Annotated in this window: 20 protein-coding genes; 6 read left to right on the plus strand and 14 right to left on the minus strand. The window is 67.5% G+C overall.

Going from position 1 to position 20,069, the window contains the following annotated elements; genetic code table 11:
* The first annotated feature begins 40 nt into the window (after positions 1-40).
* The 3 genes from M1K48_RS04260 to M1K48_RS04270 are packed head-to-tail and all read left to right on the plus strand — an operon-like array spanning position 41 to position 2,531.
* Entirely contained in the window at positions 41-1,171 is a 1,131-nt protein-coding gene (locus tag M1K48_RS04260; RefSeq protein WP_249504625.1) for a DUF3089 domain-containing protein, read from the plus strand.
* Positions 1,168-1,641, plus strand: coding sequence for a Holliday junction resolvase RuvX (gene ruvX, locus M1K48_RS04265; RefSeq protein ID WP_249504626.1), 474 nt, complete (start codon positions 1,168-1,170; stop codon positions 1,639-1,641). Before M1K48_RS04260 ends, ruvX begins: the two co-directional genes overlap by 4 nt.
* Positions 1,642-1,652: 11 nt before the next feature.
* Positions 1,653-2,531 carry an aspartate carbamoyltransferase catalytic subunit gene (locus M1K48_RS04270; RefSeq protein ID WP_249504627.1) on the plus strand — a complete coding sequence of 293 codons (879 nt, stop codon included), beginning with the start codon at positions 1,653-1,655 and terminating at the stop codon, positions 2,529-2,531.
* A 4-nt stretch (positions 2,532-2,535) separates the two neighbouring features.
* Here the strand turns inward: M1K48_RS04270 and M1K48_RS04275 are convergent, their stop codons facing one another.
* From M1K48_RS04275 to M1K48_RS04285, 3 genes are read right to left on the minus strand one after another with little or no spacing between them, the layout of a single operon-like run.
* Positions 2,536-3,840 (minus strand): SPOR domain-containing protein, encoded by a 1,305-nt coding sequence (locus M1K48_RS04275; protein WP_249504628.1) that lies wholly within the window; start codon positions 3,838-3,840, stop codon positions 2,536-2,538.
* 4 nt (positions 3,841-3,844) lie between these two features.
* Positions 3,845-4,540, minus strand: coding sequence for a hypothetical protein (locus tag M1K48_RS04280; protein WP_249504629.1), 696 nt, complete (start codon positions 4,538-4,540; stop codon positions 3,845-3,847).
* Between the two features lie 17 nt (positions 4,541-4,557).
* Positions 4,558-5,277 carry a ParA family protein gene (locus M1K48_RS04285; RefSeq protein WP_249504630.1) on the minus strand — a complete coding sequence of 240 codons (720 nt, stop codon included), beginning with the start codon at positions 5,275-5,277 and terminating at the stop codon, positions 4,558-4,560.
* Between the two features lie 122 nt (positions 5,278-5,399).
* On the opposite strand from M1K48_RS04285, the gene M1K48_RS04290 reads away from it, so the two are divergent.
* A complete protein-coding gene (locus tag M1K48_RS04290) occupies positions 5,400-6,272 on the plus strand; it encodes an SPOR domain-containing protein (RefSeq protein ID WP_249504631.1) in 873 nt (290 codons plus the stop codon).
* Between the two features lie 15 nt (positions 6,273-6,287).
* On the opposite strand, the gene serB is transcribed toward M1K48_RS04290, so the two are convergent.
* Positions 6,288-7,160, minus strand: coding sequence for a phosphoserine phosphatase SerB (gene serB, locus M1K48_RS04295; protein ID WP_249504632.1), 873 nt, complete (start codon positions 7,158-7,160; stop codon positions 6,288-6,290).
* Between serB and miaA the strand changes: the two genes are divergently transcribed.
* On the plus strand, positions 7,153-8,073 hold the full coding sequence (miaA, locus tag M1K48_RS04300; RefSeq protein WP_249504633.1) for a tRNA (adenosine(37)-N6)-dimethylallyltransferase MiaA: 921 nt from the start codon (positions 7,153-7,155) through the stop codon (positions 8,071-8,073). The genes serB and miaA overlap by 8 nt on opposite strands.
* The gene (ilvC, locus tag M1K48_RS04305; RefSeq protein WP_249504634.1) at positions 8,070-9,032 is read left to right on the plus strand and encodes a ketol-acid reductoisomerase; all 963 of its coding nucleotides are present in this window, start codon (positions 8,070-8,072) and stop codon (positions 9,030-9,032) included. Before miaA ends, ilvC begins: the two co-directional genes overlap by 4 nt.
* On the opposite strand, the gene M1K48_RS04310 is transcribed toward ilvC, so the two are convergent.
* The 10 genes from M1K48_RS04310 to glmM all read right to left on the minus strand — a co-directional run bounded on the left by M1K48_RS04310 (position 9,029) and on the right by glmM (position 20,059).
* Positions 9,029-9,199: a hypothetical protein gene (locus M1K48_RS04310; RefSeq protein ID WP_249504635.1), complete on the minus strand. Its 171-nt coding sequence runs from the start codon at positions 9,197-9,199 to the stop codon at positions 9,029-9,031. The genes ilvC and M1K48_RS04310 overlap by 4 nt on opposite strands.
* A 120-nt stretch (positions 9,200-9,319) precedes the next feature.
* A complete protein-coding gene (locus M1K48_RS04315; RefSeq protein WP_249504636.1) occupies positions 9,320-9,910 on the minus strand; it encodes an outer membrane protein in 591 nt (196 codons plus the stop codon).
* 222 nt (positions 9,911-10,132) lie between these two features.
* Complete coding sequence (gene purC / locus M1K48_RS04320; RefSeq protein WP_249504637.1) at positions 10,133-10,915, minus strand: phosphoribosylaminoimidazolesuccinocarboxamide synthase; 783 nt, start codon at positions 10,913-10,915, stop codon at positions 10,133-10,135.
* Positions 10,916-10,991: 76 nt separating this feature from the next.
* The gene (locus tag M1K48_RS04325; protein WP_249504638.1) at positions 10,992-11,774 is read right to left on the minus strand and encodes an acyl-CoA thioesterase; all 783 of its coding nucleotides are present in this window, start codon (positions 11,772-11,774) and stop codon (positions 10,992-10,994) included.
* Between the two features lie 8 nt (positions 11,775-11,782).
* Positions 11,783-12,856, minus strand: coding sequence for a calcium:proton antiporter (locus M1K48_RS04330; RefSeq protein ID WP_249504639.1), 1,074 nt, complete (start codon positions 12,854-12,856; stop codon positions 11,783-11,785).
* 136 nt (positions 12,857-12,992) lie between these two features.
* Positions 12,993-14,954, minus strand: a complete 1,962-nt coding sequence (locus M1K48_RS04335) for a S9 family peptidase (protein WP_319941199.1) — start codon at positions 14,952-14,954, stop codon at positions 12,993-12,995.
* A gap of 107 nt (positions 14,955-15,061) precedes the next feature.
* A complete protein-coding gene (parC, locus tag M1K48_RS04340) occupies positions 15,062-17,296 on the minus strand; it encodes a DNA topoisomerase IV subunit A (protein ID WP_249504641.1) in 2,235 nt (744 codons plus the stop codon).
* A gap of 15 nt (positions 17,297-17,311) precedes the next feature.
* Positions 17,312-18,493, minus strand: a complete 1,182-nt coding sequence (gene thiD / locus M1K48_RS04345; RefSeq protein ID WP_249504642.1) for a bifunctional hydroxymethylpyrimidine kinase/phosphomethylpyrimidine kinase — start codon at positions 18,491-18,493, stop codon at positions 17,312-17,314.
* 25 nt (positions 18,494-18,518) lie between these two features.
* The gene (locus tag M1K48_RS04350) at positions 18,519-18,719 is read right to left on the minus strand and encodes a DUF1272 domain-containing protein (RefSeq protein WP_249504643.1); all 201 of its coding nucleotides are present in this window, start codon (positions 18,717-18,719) and stop codon (positions 18,519-18,521) included.
* Complete coding sequence (glmM, locus tag M1K48_RS04355; RefSeq protein WP_249504644.1) at positions 18,719-20,059, minus strand: phosphoglucosamine mutase; 1,341 nt, start codon at positions 20,057-20,059, stop codon at positions 18,719-18,721. The genes M1K48_RS04350 and glmM overlap by 1 nt, the downstream gene beginning before the upstream one ends.
* Positions 20,060-20,069: the final 10 nt, after the last annotated feature.

Consider the following 20,069-nt stretch of genomic DNA (forward strand, 5'->3'; position numbering starts at 1 on the left):
AACTTGGCTTTGAACGTGACCGGCCCTACCTGCGCCTCCCATGTGCGCCCGCCGGTTCCTGTTCGTCATCTTTTTCGTCACCTTGCTGGTCGCCGCCGGCGGCTTTGCGCTGTTCCAGTTCGGCGGCTCGGTACTGCGCAAGCAGGCGCTTCCCACCGTCCCCTACGAGGCCCCTCCCCCGGCCAGCGGACCCGACTATGTCCAGGTGGAGAACTGGCTCAATCTGCCCGACACGGTGCCGCCGGGCCCGGCCGAATGGACTCCCAAAGGTCTGACGGAGGACGCCGAGCGAGCCCGCTCGGTCGCCGTCTTCTACATTCACCCGACCACCTACCTCCAGCGCGATCGCTGGAACGCGCTGATCGGTCACCGCGAAAGCCAGGATCGCGCCGCCCTGTTCGTCCGCAGCCAGGCGAGCGCCTTCAATGCCGTCGGCCGGATCTACGCGCCGCGCTACCGCCAGGCGGCCTTCGGCGCCTTCCTCGACACCGGCGAGAATGCGACCAAGGCGCTCGACCTCGCCTATTCCGACGTAGCGCGTGCGTTCGACCGCTTCCTGGCGCAGGAGCCCGATGCGCCGATCGTGCTGGCCGGGCACAGCCAGGGTGGCCTGCACCTCACCCGCCTGCTGCATGAACGAATCGCCAGGAATCCCGCGCTGCAGCGCCGAATCGTCGCCGCCTACATCGGCGGCTGGCCGGTCAGCACCGTGACCGACGTGCCGGCAATGGGCCTGCCCGCCTGCCTCCGCCCCGACCAGGCCCGCTGCCTGCTGTCGTGGCAGAGCTTCTCCGAACCCGCCAACACCGACCTCATCACCGGCGTGTTCGAAGGCTCCACCGGCTTCAACGGGCAGAAGCGCCGCCGCGAGGGCATGCTGTGCGTGAACCCCGTCACCGGATCGTCCGAGCCGAGCACGCCGGCGCAGAGCCTGGGCACCCTGATTCCGGTCGATACGGCGTTGAGCGACGCCGACCTCGTTCCCGGCGCGGTGGGTGCACGGTGCGAAGGCGGGTTTCTGCTGATCAGCGGTGCCGACGACAAGCTGCCCGAACTCGGCCCCTACGTGCTCCCCGGCAACAACTACCACGTCTATGATTACGCCTTGTTCTGGGGCGACATCCGCCGCGACTTCGCTCGCCGCCTAGCCGCCTTCAGGTCGGCGCAATGATCACGGCAGTGGCCGCCGACTTCCTTGCCGCGCTTCCCGATGGCGGCGTGCTGGCCGGGCTCGACGTCGGGACCAAGACCGTCGGCCTCGCGCTTTGCGACTCCGGCTGGAGCTTCGCCGGACCGGCCGAGACCATCCGCCGGGCCAAGTTCACCGCCGACCTAGCACTGCTTCGTGCCTTTATCGACCGCCACTCGGTGCGCGGGCTGGTCGTCGGCCTGCCGCTCAACATGGACGGCAGCGATTCGCCCCGCACCCAGTCGACCCGTGCCTTCGCCCGCAACCTCGCCCCGCTCGCCCTGCCGATCCTGCTGTGGGATGAACGCTGGTCGACCCAGGCGGTCGAGCGGGCGATGATCGCCGCCGACGTCAGCCGGGCCAAGCGCGCCGTCGCGATCGACAAGCTCGCCGCCGCGCACATCCTGCAGGGTGCGCTTGACGCCCTTTGCATGTTGCCGCGGCCAAGCTAGCAGGCGCTTCCGTGCACCTGCTTTCCATCTCGTCGCTCGGCGACTCCCAACTCGACCAGCTCTTCGCCACGGCCCAAGGCTATGCGCAGAACCCGCGCAATGGTCGTGATCGGCTGGCCGGGCGGACCATCTTCAATTGCTTCTACGAAAACAGCACCCGCACCGCGATGAGCTTCGCGCAGGCCGCCGCCCGGCTCGGCGCGCAGGCGATCACGCTGTCGGTCGAACATAGCAGCATCAAAAAGGGCGAAACGCTCGCCGACACGGCGCGCACGCTGGGCGCCATGGCTCCCGACGCGCTCGTCCTTCGCCACCGCCAGAATGGCGCGGCGGAAGAAGTCGCGGCTTTGGTCGACTGCCCGGTGGTCAACGCCGGCGACGGGACCAACGAACATCCTACGCAGGCCCTGCTCGACGCGCTCACGCTGCGCCAGCATTTCGGTTCGCTCGAAGGCCGCACGATCGCAATCTGCGGCGACATTCTCCACAGCCGGGTCGCCCATTCCAACAACCAGCTGCTGCCGCGGCTCGGCGCCACCGTCCGACTTGCCGGCCCGCCCTCACTGCTGCCCTCTGACAGCAATGGCCTGTCGCTCGACGAGGCGATTGCGGGGGCCGATGCGGTGATGATGCTCCGGGTCCAGCGCGAGCGGCTCGACGAGGACCTCGGCGATGCTCCCGGCGAATATCTCCGCCTCTACGGCCTGACGCCCGAGCGCCTGGCGCTTGCCGCGCCCGGTGCCGTGGTGCTCCACCCCGGCCCGATGAACCGCGGGGTGGAGATCGCCGACGAGGTCGCCGACCTTCCCGGTCGGAGCCTCATCCTGCGTCAGGTGGCGAACGGCGTCGCGATGCGGATGGCCGTTCTGGAACTGTTGCTGGCCGGCTGACGCCTTAGCGGCCGGCAAAGCGTACCGGGGCGTCGCCAGCGGCATTGCGGACGAAGCAGGTCGCCCCGCTCGACTTCAGCTGCATGCACAGCCGCCGCGCTTCGCCGTCGCTGGCAAAGCCCTTCAGGCTCAGCCGGTAGACGCTGCCGCGGGCATCAGCGAAGCGCGCGCTCGCCGGGACATAAGCGGTGACGCCGCGATGGCGGCGGGCGATCGTCGCCCAGCCGGCCTTGACCCCCGCCTGCGTAGCATAGGCGCCCAGTTGCACGACGGCCTGGCTCATCCCGAAGCGCTTGGCCGCCGCGCGGCGCAACTCGGCCACCTTGGGCAATACCCCCGAAGGCCTGATCCGCTCCGCCCGCAGGCTGTCCACCATCGCCGCGACGTCGGGCGATGTTGCGGCATATTGAACCGCCGTATAAGGTTGCGGCACCTCGGCTGCCGCGACGGCGACCGGCTGCTGCTCCTGCTCGATCACGGGCACGGGCACGGGCTCGGCCGCTGCAAGCACGGGCGCTTCGGCCACCGGCGCTGCAACCGAGGCCTCGGCACTACGCACGTTCTTCGAGCGAAGCGCAAGCCTGACCGGCATGCCGGAATCGCTTGCGGGCGCTACCTTGAGCCCGATCAGCGACGCCACTTGGGTGGCGGCCACACCCGGCCGGGCGAAGGTTGCCCATTCGCTCATCCGCTGCTCGAGCTGGTCGCCGGAAAGATCCTGCTCCGCGACCCGGCGGGCTCGCGTCCAGTCACCTGCGATCGCATGGGCCAGCGCCAGGTTCTGACGCACTCGCGAGTCCGCTCCGTCGCTGCGGGCGGCCTGCTCGAGCGTCTCAATCGCCGCACCTGGACGCCCCGCCAGCGCCAGCGCCAGGCCGCCATCGGCCGGGCTAATGACCTGGGCATAAGTGTCGAGGGTCTGCGCCGCGGCCTCGTCCCGGCCCTGCGCGACCTGCGCCAGCGCCAGCTTCAGCGGGACGCCGACCTGGTTGGGATAGATGGCCAGCGCATCGGCGAAGGCGGCCTCGGCCGACCGGAAGCGCCCGGCGGCCAGATAGGCGTTGCCGAGCAGCGCGCGGAAGGCGGCATCGGTCGGGCTCTTCTCGACCGCCCGCTCGGCATAGGAGACGGCGCTTGCCACGTCGCCCTTCTGGAGCGCGACATGCGCCCGCATCGCGACGCCGATGTTGCTGTTCTCGGCGAGCCCACCGAAGTGCTTGGGCTTGCCCCCGCCCAGCGCACACCCCGTGAGAGCGGCCGCCGCGACGATGCTGGAGGCGGCGAGAAGTGCGGACCTGGACTTGGTCATAGGGTCAATCCTTACTTGGCTGACGATCGGGAGCGCGGCTGGCCATGGCGTCGAGTTCGGGCATGGTCGCCAGCAACTCGTCGAGCGCGCGGGTGACCAGCAACTGGGCCGACGTGCCGGTGACGGCGCAGGCCAGACGCAGCTTGAGGTGACGCTCTTGGTCCAGCCGCAGGGTGAACGCGGCTTTTGCCTTGCCGGCCGAAGCACGGCTGCGCGGCGTCGGTGCTGAGGCCGGTAGCGGTGCAGCGACCACTGCGGCGGGCACCACGATCGGCGCCCGCTCGGCACGGACCTGAAGCAAGGGCGCTTCTGGCTCGGCTTCGACCGGCGCGGCAAGTAGTTCGGCCAGCGGCGGAACGTCGGCGGGAACCGGGTCGGCGGGAACCGGGTCGGCGGTCTCATCGACCTCGTCACCGGCGTCGTTGGCGAGGCGCTGGGCGATTTCGACGTGGACGGCGTGGATCGGGCTCAGCCCGAGTGCCGGGTTGGACCGCAGCGCGGCGGGCGCCTCTTCACTTGCCGCGACCGGCGCCAGCGCCGGGCGGGGCGGTTCGAAGCCCATGTCGTTCCAGCCGAGATCCTCGAGGCCGCTGCCCATCTGGCCAAAGCCCTGCGGACGCATGGCGGGACGCGCGGCACCCTTGCGGGCGAGCAGTCCGGACGACAGGGAGGCGAAGGGCTTGGGTTCGCTCTTCATCATGGGAAATACGCCCCTTCTCAGCCGACCACGCGGCGGCCGAAGCCACCAACGGGACGCGGTGCGGCCGCTCCGACGCCGGGCGATGCGCCCGGGGCCGCGAACACGGTGCGGCGGAAGTTCTTCTCGAGCCGGTCGGAAATATATTCCCACAGCGCGACGACCTCACCGGCCGACTTGCCCTTGGGATCGACCTCCATCACCGTCCGGCCATCGATCATCGACGCGGCGAAATCGGTGCGGTGGTGAAGCGTGACCGGAGCCACGGTCCCGTGCTGCGACAGCGCGACCGCGGCTTCGTAGGTGATCTTGGCCTTGGGGGTCGCCGCATTGACCACGAAAATCAGCGGCTTGCCGGCGCGTTCGCACAGGTCGACCGTGGCGCCGACGGCACGCAGATCATGCGGGCTCGGCCGGGTCGGGATGACGATCAGTTCGGCCACCGCGATCACGCTCTGGATCGCCATGGTGATGGCCGGCGGAGTGTCGATCACTGCCAGCCGGAAACCCTGCTGGCGAAGGACTTCAAGGTCGCTCGCCAGGCGCGCGACAGTGGTCTGGGCGAAGGCCGGCATTTCGGTCTCGCGCTCGTTCCACCAGTCGGCGAGTGAGCCTTGCGGATCGATGTCGATCAGGCAGACCGGGCCAGCGCCCGCAAGTTGCGCCTGCACCGCCAGGTGGCCGGAGAGCGTGGTCTTGCCCGATCCCCCCTTCTGCGATGCCATAGCCAGAACGCGCATTCCGATCCCCTCGGGTAAGGTGCTTCAATCTTGTTTGCTGCCACCGGGATGCCGGGGCAGGCCTAAAATCAGGTTAACGCCGGGGCTTTGCTCGTTTAGGCTGAGCGCGTTGGGAGAGATGCATGCGTCGGATTTCGCTGATGACGGCGGCGTTGGTCGCGGCGGCCCCCCTCCAGGCTCAGAGCGTCAGGGCCGGGATCGAGGCGTGGGGCGTCGGGCAGCCCGAAAAGGCCGTCGCCATCTGGCGACCGCTTGCCGCCAAGGGACAGGCCGATGCCGCGTTCAATCTCGGCCAGGCCTACAAGCTCGGCCGCGGGGTGCCGGCCGACCTTGCCGAGGCCCAGCGCTTCTACGAGCAGGCAGCGCGCGCCGGGCATCTCGAGGCGCAGACCAGCCTCGGCCTGCTGCTGTTCCAGAACGGCAATCGCACCGCTGCCCTGCGCTGGCTGAAGCAGGCCGCTGACAGTGGCGAGCCACGCGCGATGCTGGTCTATGGCACCGCCCTGTTCAACGGCGACGGCGTGCCCGAGGATCGCATCCGGGCCTATGCCCTGGTCAGCCGATCCGCGGCGCAGGGTCTCGCTCCGGCCAAGACCACCCTCAGCGAGATGGACCGGCTGATCTCGCTGGAGGAGCGCCGCAAGGGCGTGGCGCTGGCGCAGCAACTGGCCAACGCCGGCGCCAGCACCCCGGTCTCGGGCAAGGCACCGCCAGCCAAGGTCATCACGGCCGCCACTGGCAAAGCCGCACCGGTCGTCGTCGGCGCGCCCGCGACGGGAGCCTTTCGAATCCAGCTCGGCGCTTTCCGTGACGGATCCTCGGCCCAACGCCTGTTCGCGACCCTGTTGCCGCGGCTTGGGGGAGCGCGGATGACCCTGGTGCCGTCGGGAACGATGACCCGCCTCCAGGCCGGCCCCTACCCCAGCCGTGCGGCGGCTGCGGCGGCCTGCTCGGCCCTGAAGCCACAGCCATGCTTCCCGGTCGCAGCCCGCTGAGTGAACGATGGGCGCCTAGTCGGTCGTCCATTCCATGCGCGAAATACCTTGAGCCCACAGCAGCGCGGTCAGGTCGTTGTGCCGGATCCGCGCCGTCGCGACCGCCTCCAGTTTGGGCTTGCCGCGGAAGCTGACGCCCAGCCCCGCTTCCTCGATCATCGGCGCGTCATTTGCCCCGTCACCGATCGCCAGCACATCGCCCTTTGCCAGATGCAGCTGCTCGCGCCGTTGGACCAGCGCCTGCGCCTTGGCCGCTGCATCGACGATCGCGCCGGTGACGCGCCCGGTAAGGTGGCCGTACATGCTCTCGAGGTGATTGGCGCGGACCTCCTCGAAGCCGAGTTCGGAGGCGAGCGGATCGGCGAAATCGTGGAACCCGCCAGTCACCAGCAATGTCTTTGCCCCCCGCCCCCTCATGGTCTGGACCAAGGTCCGCGCCCCCGGATTGTGGGTGACGCGCTCAGTCCGGCACCGCTCGAGACAGCCGACGCCAAGGCCGTCCAGCGCGGCGACGCGGGCATGAAGCGCTTCCTCGAAATCGATCTCGCCCTGCATCGCCCGCTCGGTCACCGCGGCGATCTCGTCCTTCTTGCCGGCAAAGTCGGCCAGTTCGTCGATGCATTCCTGCCCGATCATGGTCGAATCCATGTCGGCAACGAACAGCCTCTTCTCGCGGGTCTCGGCTGGCTGCACGATCACGTCGATCCCGGGCAGCCCCGCCTCCAGCTTGTCGCGAAGCGCTCGCCAATCGTCCACCGGGCCGAGCAGCAGGTCGGCCGCATCGCCCTCGTCGATCCATCGCATCTCGCCTCCGCCGGCGATTTCCGCGGCTCGGGCAAGATCGCTGTCGCGAAGGCGTCCTGCTGCTATCAGGGTGGCAATGAACAAGGGCGTTCCTCCTTTGTGCGTCATCGCAGGGCCGACCGCCAGCGGCAAGTCGGGTCTGGCGGTCACGCTTGCTCAACGCGCGAACGGCGTGATCGTCAACGCCGACAGCGCTCAGGTTTATTCGGACCTGCAAGTGCTGAGCGCGCGGCCCGGCGCCGACGAGATGGGCGGCATCGAACATCGCCTTTTCGGCCACCGTGATGGCGCCGTCTCCTGCAGCGCTGCCGACTGGGCAAGCGAGGCCAGGGCGGTGATCGCCGAGGTGCAGGGACGCGGCCAGTTGCCGATCCTTGTCGGCGGGACTGGCCTCTACCTCCGCACCCTTCTCGACGGCATTGCCGAGGTCCCTCCGATCGACCCCGTTACCCGATCCGAGGTCCGAACCGCTCCGGTTGCCGACAATCACCGCCGCCTGGCCGAACATGATCCCGAGGCGGCCGCCCACCTTCACCCCAACGACACCACCCGCATCGCCCGCGCCCTGGAAGTTGTGCTGTCGACCGGCCGCAACCTTAAAGACTGGCAGGCGCGGACCGTCGGCGGCATCCGCGGCAAAGTGACGCTGTTGGGGACGGTCCTGATGCCCGCGGCCGACATGCTGTCCGCCGCCATCGACCAGCGCTTCTGCGCGATGGTCGAAGGCGGAGCGATCGACGAGGTCAGCCGCCTGCTCGCCCGCCGGCTCTCCCCCGCCCTGCCGGTGATGCGCGCCATCGGGGTGCCCGAGATTGTCAGCTTCCTGACCGGCAACACCGACCGATCGGCAATGATCGCCGCCGGGCAGCTCGCTACCCGGCAATATGCCAAGCGCCAGCGGACCTGGTTCCGGGGGCAGGAGCTGGGTCTGGCGCGAGAAGCCGATCGCGACGCCGCCTTGCGCGGCCTTCTCGCCGACGCCAAGGAAAGCGGATGATAGGCGACGCCGACCTCGATCCCGCTCCGTTGGCCGGGCGCACCGTCGCGATCATCGGCTTCGGCAACCAGGGCCGCGCCCAGGCGCTCAACCTGCGCGACAGCGGAATCGCCGTCCGCGTCGGATTGCGGCCCGGTAGCCAGCGCGAGGAACATGCACGCGGCCAGGGCCTGACTGTGCTCGCGCCCGTCGAGGCCGTGCAAGGGGCCGACATCGTCGCCCTGCTCGCCCCCGACGAACATCTCCCGTCCATCTATGCGGGGATCGAAGCCGCGCTGAAGCCCGGCGCGGCGCTGGATTTCGCCCATGGCCTGTGCATCCATTACGGTCTGATCGAGCCGCGCGCCGACCTCGACGTCATCATGGTTGCACCGAAGGGCCCCGGCGCGGCCCTGCGCCGCCTGTATGGGGAAGGCCGCGGCATGGTGGCGCTGGCCGCAGTCGCGCAGGATGCGACCGGCGCGGCCTGGCCGCTCACCCTCGCCTATGCCCAGGCGCTCGGCAGCGGGCGGAAGGGCGCAGGCGTGCTCCGCTCGACCTTTGAGCAAGAGACGCTGTCCGACCTGTTCAACGAGGCCGCGGTGGTGTGGGGCGCGGTCCCGGCCCTGCTCGAAGCGGGCTTCGACACGTTGGTGGAGGCCGGGATCGATCCGCAACTCGCCTATCTCGAATGCGTGTCCGAACTGAAGCTGCTCGCCGATCTGGTCGAAGCCCGCGGCATCGCCGGCATGCGCGAGGCGATCAGCAATACCGCCGAACTCGGCGCCTCGCTCGGCGGGCCATGGCTGGTCGACGATGGGGTGAAACACCGGATGAGGGCCGTCCTTGCCGGCCTCAGCGGCGATGCCTTTGCCCGCTCGCTCACTGCCGAAGCGTCGGCCAACTATCCCCGGCTGCGCGCCGAACGCCGAACCGCTGCGTCCTCGGCGCTGGAAGCCGCCCGCAAGTCGCTACTTTAGCCGATGACCTCGGGCGCCTGCCAGCGTTCGCCGACACTGGCGCGCTCGGCATAGACGCGCTGCAGGCGGCGATGCACTCCCGCCGCGACCGGGTCCGTTGCCTTCTCGGCCCGCTCCTCCTCCTCGGCGGCGCGGCGGGCGAAATAGATGCGGCTGTCCTCGATCATGATCCGCCCTTCCTCGGTCCGGATCCGAAACCATAGCAGATGATCGCCAATCCGCAAAAAAAGGGGCGCCCGGACCAGCCGGACGCCCCTCGTTCGAGACCCTTGAGAAGGGTCGGTCGTTTAGAAGCGGGTACCGACCGTCGCGGCGACCTGATGGCGCACGAGATCGCCCTCATAGTTGCTGTAGCGATACTCGCCGCCCACGTACGACTTGCCGGTGAGCGCGAACTGCGCGCCGGCACCCAGACGGTAACCGTCCACATTGTCGGTGTAGGTGGTGTAAGTGGGCACCGGGGTGAGGCGCGTGACGGTCTCGGCCAGTGTGAAGCGGGCGTTGGTGTAGCCGCCCTTCAGATAGACGTTGCTGCCGTCCGCACCCAGCGGGAAGCTGACTCGGCCACCGGCGTAGAGGTCACGACCGGCGCTGATCTTGCCGGCAAACGTATTCTTCTTGGCGGTCGAGTCCGAGGCCTCGAGATCGGCGCCCAGGGACACGCCATTGCCCAGTGCTACGTCGTAGCCGACACCAAGGCCGTAAAGCACGCCCTCGTCCTTGAACTTGCCATTCGCGACGGCGTCCGAGATATCGAGACGCAGGGCATCATAGCCCACCAGCGCCTCGACGCGCGGACCCTGCGGCGCCTGCGCAAGCGCCGGGGTGGCGGCAAGGGCGACTGTGGCGACGGCGGTCAGCGCAACAAACTTTTTCACAGATATTCTCCCGATCTTTTCATTGGAGCAGCCCAAAGCAACTCGCTGCTCACGGCCAGATGTGGTGCCGTGTGCGAGAATGAAAGATGATCGGGAGAAGAAGTTGCGCCGTTCATGTGCGGGCAAGGCAAATACCTTGCCGCTGCCATGTTGATGAACAATGGTTCATCTTACTGACTGGCGACGCTTAATCTGGGTTTCGCTTCTCCAGTCACACAGATGTTACTTGCCGCGTTTCTTGCGATGACTGTCGAAGTCCAAGACACTGTTCTCGCCTTCCTGCCCTTCAAGCAGGCCAAGCCGGCGCGCGACTTCCTGATAGGCCTCGGCTTCGCCGCCAAGACCCTGCCGAAAGCGGTCTTTGTCGAGCTTCTCGCCCGAGCGCATGTCCCACAGGCGGCACCCGTCCGGACTGATCTCGTCGGCCAGGATGATGCGCGCGAAGTCGTTCTCCCACACCCGTCCGAACTCCAGCTTGAAGTCGACCAACCGGATGCCGATCGCCGCGAACAGCCCGGCCATGAAATCGTTCACCCGGATCGCCATGTCGGCGATGTCGTTCATCTCCTCCTGGCTGGCCCAGCCGAAGCAGGCGATGTGCTCGTCGGTGACAAGAGGGTCGCCCAGCGCATCGTCCTTGAGGTAATATTCGATGATCGTGCGCGGCAGCTGCGTGCCTTCCTCGATTCCGAGGCGCTTGGACAGCGAACCCGCCGCGACGTTGCGGACGACGACCTCGATCGGCACGATCTCGACCTGCCGGATCAGCTGCTCGCGCATGTTGAGGCGGCGGATGAAATGCGTCGGGACGCCGATCGTCGCGAGTGAGGTGAAGATATGCTCGGAAATCCGGTTGTTGATCACACCCTTGCCGCTGATCGTGCCACGCTTCTGCGCGTTGAAGGCGGTGGCGTCGTCCTTGAAATACTGGATCAGCGTGCCGGGCTCGGGACCCTCATAGAGGATCTTGGCCTTGCCTTCGTAGATCTGCCGGCGGCGAGCCATGGGCGTACGCTTTCATCTGGAGGTCGGTTCGCCACGCCATAGAAGCCGCCCGCGCGCGGCGCAACGAAGCTCCGGCCTAGACGAAGATCGCGACGGTCTGGCTTCCGGCCAGCACCCGGCGGCCCGCCGCGTCCCACACCGACATCGCCTGGCGCGAATAGCCGTCGGCGGTGCTCTGCGACGTGGCATGGCACAGGTACCAGGCCGCGGCGTCGTCGGGCAGCCGGTCGAGGTCGAAATTCCACGACAGGCTGCTGATCACGCCGAATTCCGGGAATGCCGGCATCGAGGCCGGCGGAAGCACGTCGGCCAGCGCGATCAGCGAGACCAGGGGATCGGCCCCGTCGGCATCGCGCATCCGCGCCCACATCACGAATTCGGGCTCACCGCCGCTGAAGGGCAATCCGCCCGACACGTGGCGGATGTCGTAATTGGTGGCGAAAGTCGGCCCCTGCCCTGCCTTCAGCACCGCCGGCAGGTCGTCAGGGGCCGGAGCGGCGGGAGCGATCGCCCGCTCGTGCATTACCTTAGACGGCCGGGCCGCGCCGCAAAAAAAGGTCAGCCGGGCGGCAAGTCCCGCTTCGCCGTGGACGTCGACACCGACGGTGGTCGCCGACTTGCCGCGGCGCAGGACAGTCGGCTGCAGGGTCAGCCGGCCGGCCGCAGGTCCGACGAACGCCGCCTGGACCGACCGAAGGGGCGGCAGGTCGGGAACGGTGTGCGCCGCTGCCGCCCAGCCCAAGGCTGCCGTCATGCCGCCATAGAGCGTCCGCCCCTGGCTCCAGCTCGGCGGCGCCTCGAGGGTCAGCGGGTCGCCCGACAGCGAGGCGACGACGGTGGCAAGCGAAGGATGGTCCATGGGGCCTGTCAGGGAATGATGGTGGTTAGTAGATAGGCCGCGAAGATGGCCAGGTGCACCGACCCGTGCAGCAGCGTCGTCCGCCCCCGCGCCAGCGACAGGCTGCCGATGAACAGCGTCAGCGCCAGCAGGGTCACGCTCTTGTTGTCGAGCCCGAGCGCCAGCGGCAGCCCGAGCGCGAAGGAAGCGACTGTCACCGCCGGAATGGTCAGCCCGATCGTCGCCAGCGCCGATCCCAGCGCCAGGTTCAGGCTGGTCTGCAGGCGGTTGGACCGCGCCGCGCGGACCGCGGCCACGCCTTCGGGGAGAAGAACGATCGCAGCAATGGCAATACCGACCAGGGTTAGTGGCAGGCCGGCGGAGGTCACCGCTTGTTCGAGCGGCTTGGACAGCGACTTGGCGAGCAGGATTACCGCGCCCAGGCTGATCAACAGTATGCCGAAGGAGATCCAGGTGGTCCTAAGGTCGGGCCGCTCCGCATGCGCTTCAGGAGACTTCTGGAGATCGCCCCGAGGCAGGAAATAGTCACGGTTGCCGACGGTCTGGACAAACACGAACACCAGATAGAGGATCAGCGAAAAGGCTGCGACGAACGCCAGCTGGGTGTTGCTGTAGACCGGTCCCGCTACGCTGGTGGTGAAGTTCGGAAGCACCAAGGTCAGCACCATCAGTGTCGCCAGCGTGCTCAGCGCCGCGGTTGCGCCGGTGCGGGTGAACCGCACTTCCTTCTGGTGCCGCGACGCCGCGATCAGGCACAGGCCGAGCAGCAGGTTCATGATGATCATCGCCGCCGCAAACACCGTGTCGCGGGCGAGGGTCGAAGCCGCGTCACGGTTGGCGAGCATCAGCGACAGGATCAGCCCGACCTCGATGATCGTCACCGCGACCGCCAGGATCAGGGTGCCGAACGGCTCGCCCACCCGGTGCGCAACCAACTCAGCATGATGCACCGCGGCGATCACGACCCCGATCAGCACTGCGCCAGTGACGAGCGGCGGAATGCTGATCGACACGCCGGCGACGATCAACGCCCACCCCAGCAACGGGCCTACAATACTCGCCCAACTTCCAAGTCTCGCCATGCCCCCTCCATGGAAAATGGGGGCGCAGATGTCGAGCGCTGGAAGGGTCAATGGCCGCGAAAGGTCACGATCCTTCCCACGCTAGGCGAAGCCGGGGCGCTGGCCCCGGCTTCGTTGAGCATACGAGGCAAGCGGACTATTTGCCGCCCATCGCTTCCTTCAGGCCCGGGGCGAATTCGGCACCGTGCGGGACCTTGGCGGTCGACATGGCGAGCGTGTCGCCAATCGGCTCCGCCCGACCACCGAGGCACTTCGACAGGAAGTTCTCGGTCACCGCATTGAATGCGATGTTGTTGACCGGACGGGCAAAGCCATGGCCCTCGTCGGGGAACAGGACATAGGTCACGGGGATGTCGCGGCTGCGCATGGCCTCGACGATCTGGTCGGCCTCGGCCTGCTTGACCCGCGGATCGTTGGCGCCCTGCCCGATCAGCAGCGGGCGCTGGATCTTGTCGGCCGAGAACAGTGGCGAGCGCTCCTTCAGCCAGGCCTTGCCGGCCTCAGTGTTCGGGTCGGCCATCCGTCCGTACAGCTGGGCACGCCCGGCTTCCCAATAGGCCGGGATCGACGCGAGCAGCGTGTTAAGGTTGGACGGCGCGACGATCGCGACACCGCAGGCGAACTCGGTCGGGGTGAAGGCCATTCCGGCAAGCGTCGCATAGCCACCGTAACTGCCGCCCATGATCGCTACCTTGTCGTCGGTGGTGATCCCGTTCTTCACCGCCCAGTTGACCGCGTCGAGCAGATCGTTTTGCATCTCGCGGCCCCACGTGCCGTTGCCGGCCGCCAGGAATTTCTTCCCGAATCCGGTCGAAGCGCGGAAATTGACGCTCATCACCGCATAGCCGCGATTGGCCAGCCACTGGTGGTAGCCGTTAAAGCCATAGCCATCGCGTCCCCATGGCCCGCCATGGACCAGCAACACCATCGGCACTGCCTTGTCGGGCCTGCCGTCGCCATTGCTGTCGCTTCCCGGCGGCAGGGTCAGGTAGCTCGGCAGGGTGAGGCCATCGCGGCTCTTGATCTCCAGCGTCTGCATCGGGCTGAGCGGCAGGCCGGCCAGCGCCGGGCGGCTGTCGAACAGCTTGGTCAGCTTCTTGGCCTGGCGATCGTAGAGATAGGTCGAACTTGGCCGGTCGGCATCGGCGGCTCCGACCACCCATAGCCGGTCGTCGGTGGTCCGCGACGAAATGCCGAAGTCGCCCTTCAGCTGCGTCTTGAGGAAGGCGAGGTCGCCGGCGATGGCATTGCCGACCGGCTTCCAGTCGTTGCGCAGGTAATTGACCGAATAACCTTCGAGCTCGCCGGTGCGCGGGTTGGCGATGCCGCCGCCGATGTCGGCCCGTGCATCCTGCGCGACCACCCGGGTCTTGCCGCTGGCGACGTCCTGCGCGACCAGCGCCGCCGTGTCGCGGCCGCGGCTGTCGACCCAGTAGAGCGTCTTGCCATCGGCGGTGAACCCGGCCGGCGATGTGGTTTGCGCATCTTCCAGACCGACGCTCGCGAACGGGGTCGCCGCCGCCTTGTTGTTCTCGATCCGAAAGAAATCGGTGCCGCCGTCCTTGCGCGGCTTGCTCGCCATGCGGACGTTGAGGTTCGCATCGGCGACAAAACCGGCGAACTCACCTTCGTTCATCAATACCGGCGTGGTCTTGCCGGTCTTTAGGTCAAGGCTGTGGACGTCGTGCCACTTGGGGTCGCGATTGTTGAGGCCGATCAGTATCCGGTCGCGGATGGTCGGCGAAATGCTCATCACCTGGACGGTGGTCTTGGTGAACGGGGTCAGCAGTTTCGCGTCGCCGCCGGTCGGGCTGGCGGCGTACAGCAGGAAGTCCTCGTCGCCGCCCTTGTCGTTGACGAACAGCACCGAAGAGCTGTCCGGCGCCCAGAAATAGCTGCGGATCGGGCGGGTCTTCTCGGCCGTGACCGCCTTGGCGGCGGCGGGGTTGGACGCGGGCGCGACCCAGATGTTCATCACCCCATCGACCGGCGCGGTCCAGCTCAACCACTTGCCGTCGGGTGAGATACGGGCGTTCGCCTTTTCGGGGTTGCCGAACAGGACGTCGCGGGGGATCAGCGGCAGGTTTGTCTGTGCCACGGCGGCTCCAGTCACGAATGTGGCGGCCGCGGTAGCGGCAAGAAGCAGTCGGCGCATCGATTATCTCCCCATTTCGACTCCGAGTCGAAGAGCGAGTTTAACGCCAATCAATCATCCTGGAAGCGGTTGCTGCGCGGAAAGCCGAGTGGCGCCATCCGTCCGCTCGCGCCCCGGATCGCCTTCCATTGCGTCAGATCGCCTTCAGTCCGGGTCCGCCCACTGTCCCCGCCCATGCTCCAGCTGAGGCCTTCGCCGGCCTTGAGCAGCGCAATGTCGGCGAGGCCGCCGTCGCGGTAACGTTGCAGCTGCACACCCGATCCGCGGCCCATCTCGGGCAGTTCGGACAGGTTGAAGACCAGCAGCTTGCGGTCGTCGCCGACCACCGCCACGGCCTCGGCACCCTCGGGTACCAGGCGCAGCACCTGCAACTTGGCGCCGGGGCGCAGGTTCATCAGTTGTTTGCCCTTGCGGGTTTCGGCCAGCACCGCCTCGCCGCTTGTCAGGAAACCGCGGCCATCGCTGCTCGCCGCCATCAGGCGCGCGCTGGGCCTGACCACCAGCATCGCCGCAATCTCGACCTCGGCCTGCAGGTCGAGCGACAGCCGGACCGGTTCGCCAAGGCCGCGTCCGCCCGGCAGCTTGTCCCCTCCGAGCGTATAGACCCGGCCATTTTCGCCCGCAATCAGGATCTTGTCGGTGGTCTGGGCATGCAGCGGCCGGCCCCACAATTCGTCGCCTTCGCGGAACTTGAGGGTCGCGAATTCCTCGGGCGCCAGATGCCCCTTCATCGCCCGGATCCAGCCGCGCGCGGACAAGATGACGGTGATCGGCTCCTTTTCGATCATCGCCGACCAGTCGATCTCGGCCCGCGCCGCTAGCGGCTTCTCCTCGATGGTGGTCCGGCGCGCGTCGCCGAACTTGGTCTTGACCCCTTCGAGGTCCTTCTTGAGCCGGTTGCGCTGCCGCCGCGGGCTTTCGATCAGCCCGAGCAGGTCCTCGCGCTCCTTGGCCAGCGCGGTGCGCTCCTTGGCGATCTCCATTTCCTCGAGCCGGCGCAGGCTGCGCAGCCGCATGTTGAGGATCGCCTCGGCCTGCCGGTCGGACAGCCCGAACTCAGCCATCATCACGACCTTGGGCTCGTCCTCGGTTCGAATGATCTCGATCACCCGATCGAGATTGAGATAGGCGATCAGGAAGCCGTCGAGCAGCTCCAGCCGGTCCTCGATCTTGCCGACCCGGGTCCGCGACCGGTTGAGCAAGACCTCGATCTGGAACGACAGCCAGGCGGTCAGGCAGCTCTTGAGCCCCATCACACCCGGCGTGCGGTGCTGGTCGAGCACGTTGAGGTTCAGCGGGAAGCGGATCTCGAGGTCGGTCAGCCGGTACAGGCTTTCCAGCAGCAGCGCTGGATCGACCGTCCGGCTGCGCGGCTCGAGCACGATCCGCAGGTCCTCGGCGCTCTCGTCGCGCACGTCGGCGAGGATCGGCAGCTTCTTGTTGGAAATGAGGTCAGCGATCTGCTCAATCAGCTTGGCCTTTTGCACTCCGTAGGGGATTTCGGTGACGACCAAGTCCCATCCCCCGCCCTTCTCCTTCTCCTGCGCGGCGCGGGCTCGCAGGCGGAAACTTCCGCGGCCACTCTCGTAGGCGGCCAAGATCGTCTCCCGCGCATCGACCACCAGTCCGCCGGTCGGAAAATCGGGGCCGGACACGAAATCCATCAGGTCGCGCGTCTCGGCCGCCGGATTGTCGATCAGGTGCATCGCCGCATCGATCAGCTCGCTGACATTGTGCGGCGGGATGCTGGTCGCCATGCCCACCGCGATCCCGCTCGCGCCATTGGCGAGCAGGTTGGGGAACAGGCCGGGGAACACCTCCGGCTCCTCTTCCTCGCCGTTGTACGTGGCTCGGAAGGCGACCGTCCCCTCGTCGAGGCCCTGCATCAGCTGGGCCGCGATCTTGGTCAGCTTGGCTTCGGTGTAACGATAGGCCGCGGCATTATCGCCGTCGATGTTGCCGAAATTGCCCTGCCCGTCGACCAGCGGATAGCGAAGCGCAAAGCTCTGCGCCAAACGGACCATCGCATCATAGACCGACTGGTCGCCGTGTGGGTGGTATTTGCCGATCACGTCGCCGACCACGCGGGCGGACTTCTTGTAGGCACCGCCGGGATCGAGCCGGAGCAGGCGCATCGCCCACAGCAGGCGGCGGTGGACCGGCTTCAGGCCATCGCGGACGTCCGGAAGCGAACGGGCGGTGATCGTCGACAGGGCATAGACGAGGTAGCGTTCGGACAGGGCCGCGTCGAAAGGAACCTCGATCTCGGTATCGCTTGGCTGCATGGCCCCGGTGTTAGCTTACCCCTCGGCCATCCGCCACGGGGGAAAGCGACGGGATTCGCCCGCCCGGTAGAGGAAGACGATGTTGCCGGCCGGATCGCGTAGCCGGGCTTCGCGCCACAGCCACGGCTGGTCGCGCGGGCCATGCTCGAACACGAGGCCCGAGCGGGCCAACGCCTCGACCCGGCTGTCGAGGTCGTCGCACTCGAAATAGACCGCGGTGGTGGGGGCGGTCTCCTCTTCGGGATCGATCTGGACCGAGAAGGTGGTGCCGCCCCACGCCTCGAACCGGGCGTAGCCATTCTCGGGACTATCGACGATCTGGTGCAGGCCGATCTTGGTGTAGAAGTCGACCTGCTTGGCGTAATCCTTGCCGGTGACCGTCACCTGGTTGAGCCGCGGGCTGCCGCCGACGTCGAGCCGAACCTTGCCCTGCCCCATCGGGCCGTGTCCCTGCCCCAGCCCCGGCGCCTCGAGCAGCGCGATACGGACGAAGTTGCGCGCCTGCGCCACCGCATCGGCCAGCCGCCGGCCCTCGCCCAGCCCGAAGGCGATGGCGCTGGCCAGCGTGCAGCCAGTGCCATGGCTATGCTCGGTCTCGATCCGGGTGCCCTGCCAGCTGGTAAGGTTATCCTCCTCGATCAGCGCATCGGCCACCGCCTCACCTTCATCATGCCCGCCCTTCACCAGCACCGCACAGCGATGCTTGGAAACGAGTCCTAGCGCGCCGTCGACCGGATCGTCCTTGCCCGTCAAGCGGGTTAGTTCAGGCAGGTTGGGCGTGGTCACCGTTGCCAGGTCCATCAGCGCACCGAAGGCTGCAATGGTGGCCTCGTCGGCCAGCGCGGCGCCACTAGTCGCGACCATGACGGGATCGAACACCAGCGGCACCCGCGGCTCCATCGCTGCCAGCCGCTCGGCCACCATTCGAGCAGTAAAGGCCGATCCGATCATCCCGATCTTGATCGCGTCCACGCCGAAGTCGCTAACAACCGAATCGATCTGCGCGAGGACGATCTCGGCCGGCACGTTGTGGACCGCATCGACTCCAAGGCTGTTCTGTGCAGTGATCGCGGTGATCGCGGTCATCGCATGCCCGCCCAGCATAGTTACGGTCTTGATGTCGGCCTGGATCCCCGCACCGCCGCCGCTGTCCGAACCGGCGATGATCAGGATTCGTGGGATCGCCTTGCCTGTCATGGTTCCTGCCCTGCGGCCGCCGGTGTTAAGATTTTGCCTTGGCAGCGGCAGCCTTTGAACGCGTCGGGCGGTCCAGCAGTTCACCCCGGCAATTGGGGCACCGTTCATCCAGTTCCTCGGCGCAGGGCGCACAGAAGGTGCATTCGAAGCTGCAGATGAAGGCGCCGGGCAGATGCGCGGGAAGCGCCTCGCCGCAGCGCTCGCAAGTCTCCTTCATCGCCAGCATCAGGCCGCCGCCTCTTCCACCGCGGCGCAGATGCGCGCGACGACAGTCTCGACCTCGGCCGCATCGTCGCCTTCGGCCATGACCCGGATCAGCGGTTCGGTCCCCGACTTGCGGATGACCAGCCGCCCGCGACCGTCCAGCTGCCGTTCGGCGTCGGCGATCACCTGCTGCACTGCCTCAGCCTCCAGCGGCGCTCCAGCCTTGAAGCGGACGTTTCTGAGCAACTGCGGGACCGGCTCGAACTGAGCGAGAAGATCGCTTGCCCGGCGGTCCTGCCCGACCATCGCGGCAAGGATTTGCAACCCCGCAACCAAGCCGTCACCGGTGGTCGCATGGTCGGTCAGGATGATGTGCCCCGACTGCTCGCCCCCGACGTTGCAGCCCCGTTCCCGCATCGCCTCGAGGACGTAGCGGTCGCCGACCTTGGTCCGATGGAGCGTCAGCCCCTCCGCCGCCAGATGTCGTTCCAGGCCAAGGTTGCTCATCACCGTCGCCACCACGCCATCGCCCCGAAGCAGGCCCTGCCGTTGCTGGTCGAGCGCGATCAGCGCCATCAGCTGGTCGCCGTCGATCACCTTGCCGCGGTCGTCGACCACGATCAGCCGGTCGGCGTCGCCGTCGAGCGCCAGCCCGATGTCCGCCCCGCTGGCGACCACCGTCTCCTGCAGCAGCTGGGGATGGGTCGAACCACAGGCGTCGTTGATGTTGGTGCCGTTGGGCTGAACCCCGAGCGGGATCACCTCGGCACCCAGCTCCCACAAGGCGTCGGGCGCGACGTGATAGGCCGCGCCATGGGCGCAATCGATGACGATCTTCAGCCCGTCGAGCCGAAGCGTATCCGGGAACGTCGACTTGGCGAAATGGACGTACCGCCCGCGCGCGTCCTCGATTCGCTTCGCCCGGCCGATGCGATTGGCCTCGACCAGGTCCGCGTCCTGCTCAAGCAGCGCCTCGATCGCCAGTTCGTCCTCGTCGCTGAGCTTGAAGCCGTCGGGGCCGAACAGCTTGATGCCATTGTCGTGAAACGGATTGTGGCTGGCCGAGATCATCACGCCGAGGTCGGCCCGCATCGAGCGGGTCAGCATCGCCACCGCCGGGGTCGGCATCGGCCCCAGCAGGACCACGTCCATGCCCACGCTGGTGAAGCCCGCCACCAACGCGCTTTCCATCATGTAGCCGGACAGCCTCGTGTCCTTGCCAATCACCACCCGGTGGCGATGGTCGCCGCGAAGAAAATGCGCGCCTGCCGCCTGTCCCACCTTGAGGGCGATGTCAGCCGTCATCGGCGCCTCATTGGTGAGACCCCTGATTCCGTCGGTACCGAAGAACTTGCGTGCCATGGCGGGTCCT

The sequence above is a fragment of the Sphingomonas glaciei genome (assembly GCF_023380025.1).
GTDB classification, from domain to species: domain Bacteria; phylum Pseudomonadota; class Alphaproteobacteria; order Sphingomonadales; family Sphingomonadaceae; genus Sphingomicrobium; species Sphingomicrobium glaciei.

Excerpts from the sequence above, each read along its gene's own strand:
- glmM (WP_249504644.1), bottom strand. The coding sequence starts at position 20,059 with ATGGCACGCAAGTTCTTCGGTACCGACGGAATCAGGGGTCTCACCAAT.
- M1K48_RS04275 (WP_249504628.1), bottom strand. The coding sequence starts at position 3,840 with ATGACCAAGTCCAGGTCCGCACTTCTCGCCGCCTCCAGCATCGTCGCG.
- thiD (WP_249504642.1), bottom strand. The coding sequence starts at position 18,493 with ATGACAGGCAAGGCGATCCCACGAATCCTGATCATCGCCGGTTCGGAC.
- M1K48_RS04280 (WP_249504629.1), bottom strand. The coding sequence starts at position 4,540 with ATGATGAAGAGCGAACCCAAGCCCTTCGCCTCCCTGTCGTCCGGACTG.
- M1K48_RS04285 (WP_249504630.1), bottom strand. The coding sequence starts at position 5,277 with ATGCGCGTTCTGGCTATGGCATCGCAGAAGGGGGGATCGGGCAAGACC.
- parC (WP_249504641.1), bottom strand. The coding sequence starts at position 17,296 with ATGCAGCCAAGCGATACCGAGATCGAGGTTCCTTTCGACGCGGCCCTG.
- M1K48_RS04310 (WP_249504635.1), bottom strand. The coding sequence starts at position 9,199 with ATGATCGAGGACAGCCGCATCTATTTCGCCCGCCGCGCCGCCGAGGAG.
- ilvC (WP_249504634.1), top strand. The coding sequence starts at position 8,070 with ATGATAGGCGACGCCGACCTCGATCCCGCTCCGTTGGCCGGGCGCACC.
- ruvX (WP_249504626.1), top strand. The coding sequence starts at position 1,168 with ATGATCACGGCAGTGGCCGCCGACTTCCTTGCCGCGCTTCCCGATGGC.
- M1K48_RS04350 (WP_249504643.1), bottom strand. The coding sequence starts at position 18,719 with ATGCTGGCGATGAAGGAGACTTGCGAGCGCTGCGGCGAGGCGCTTCCC.
- M1K48_RS04260 (WP_249504625.1), top strand. The coding sequence starts at position 41 with ATGTGCGCCCGCCGGTTCCTGTTCGTCATCTTTTTCGTCACCTTGCTG.
- M1K48_RS04290 (WP_249504631.1), top strand. The coding sequence starts at position 5,400 with ATGCGTCGGATTTCGCTGATGACGGCGGCGTTGGTCGCGGCGGCCCCC.
- M1K48_RS04330 (WP_249504639.1), bottom strand. The coding sequence starts at position 12,856 with ATGGCGAGACTTGGAAGTTGGGCGAGTATTGTAGGCCCGTTGCTGGGG.
- purC (WP_249504637.1), bottom strand. The coding sequence starts at position 10,915 with ATGGCTCGCCGCCGGCAGATCTACGAAGGCAAGGCCAAGATCCTCTAT.
- miaA (WP_249504633.1), top strand. The coding sequence starts at position 7,153 with ATGAACAAGGGCGTTCCTCCTTTGTGCGTCATCGCAGGGCCGACCGCC.
- M1K48_RS04325 (WP_249504638.1), bottom strand. The coding sequence starts at position 11,774 with ATGGACCATCCTTCGCTTGCCACCGTCGTCGCCTCGCTGTCGGGCGAC.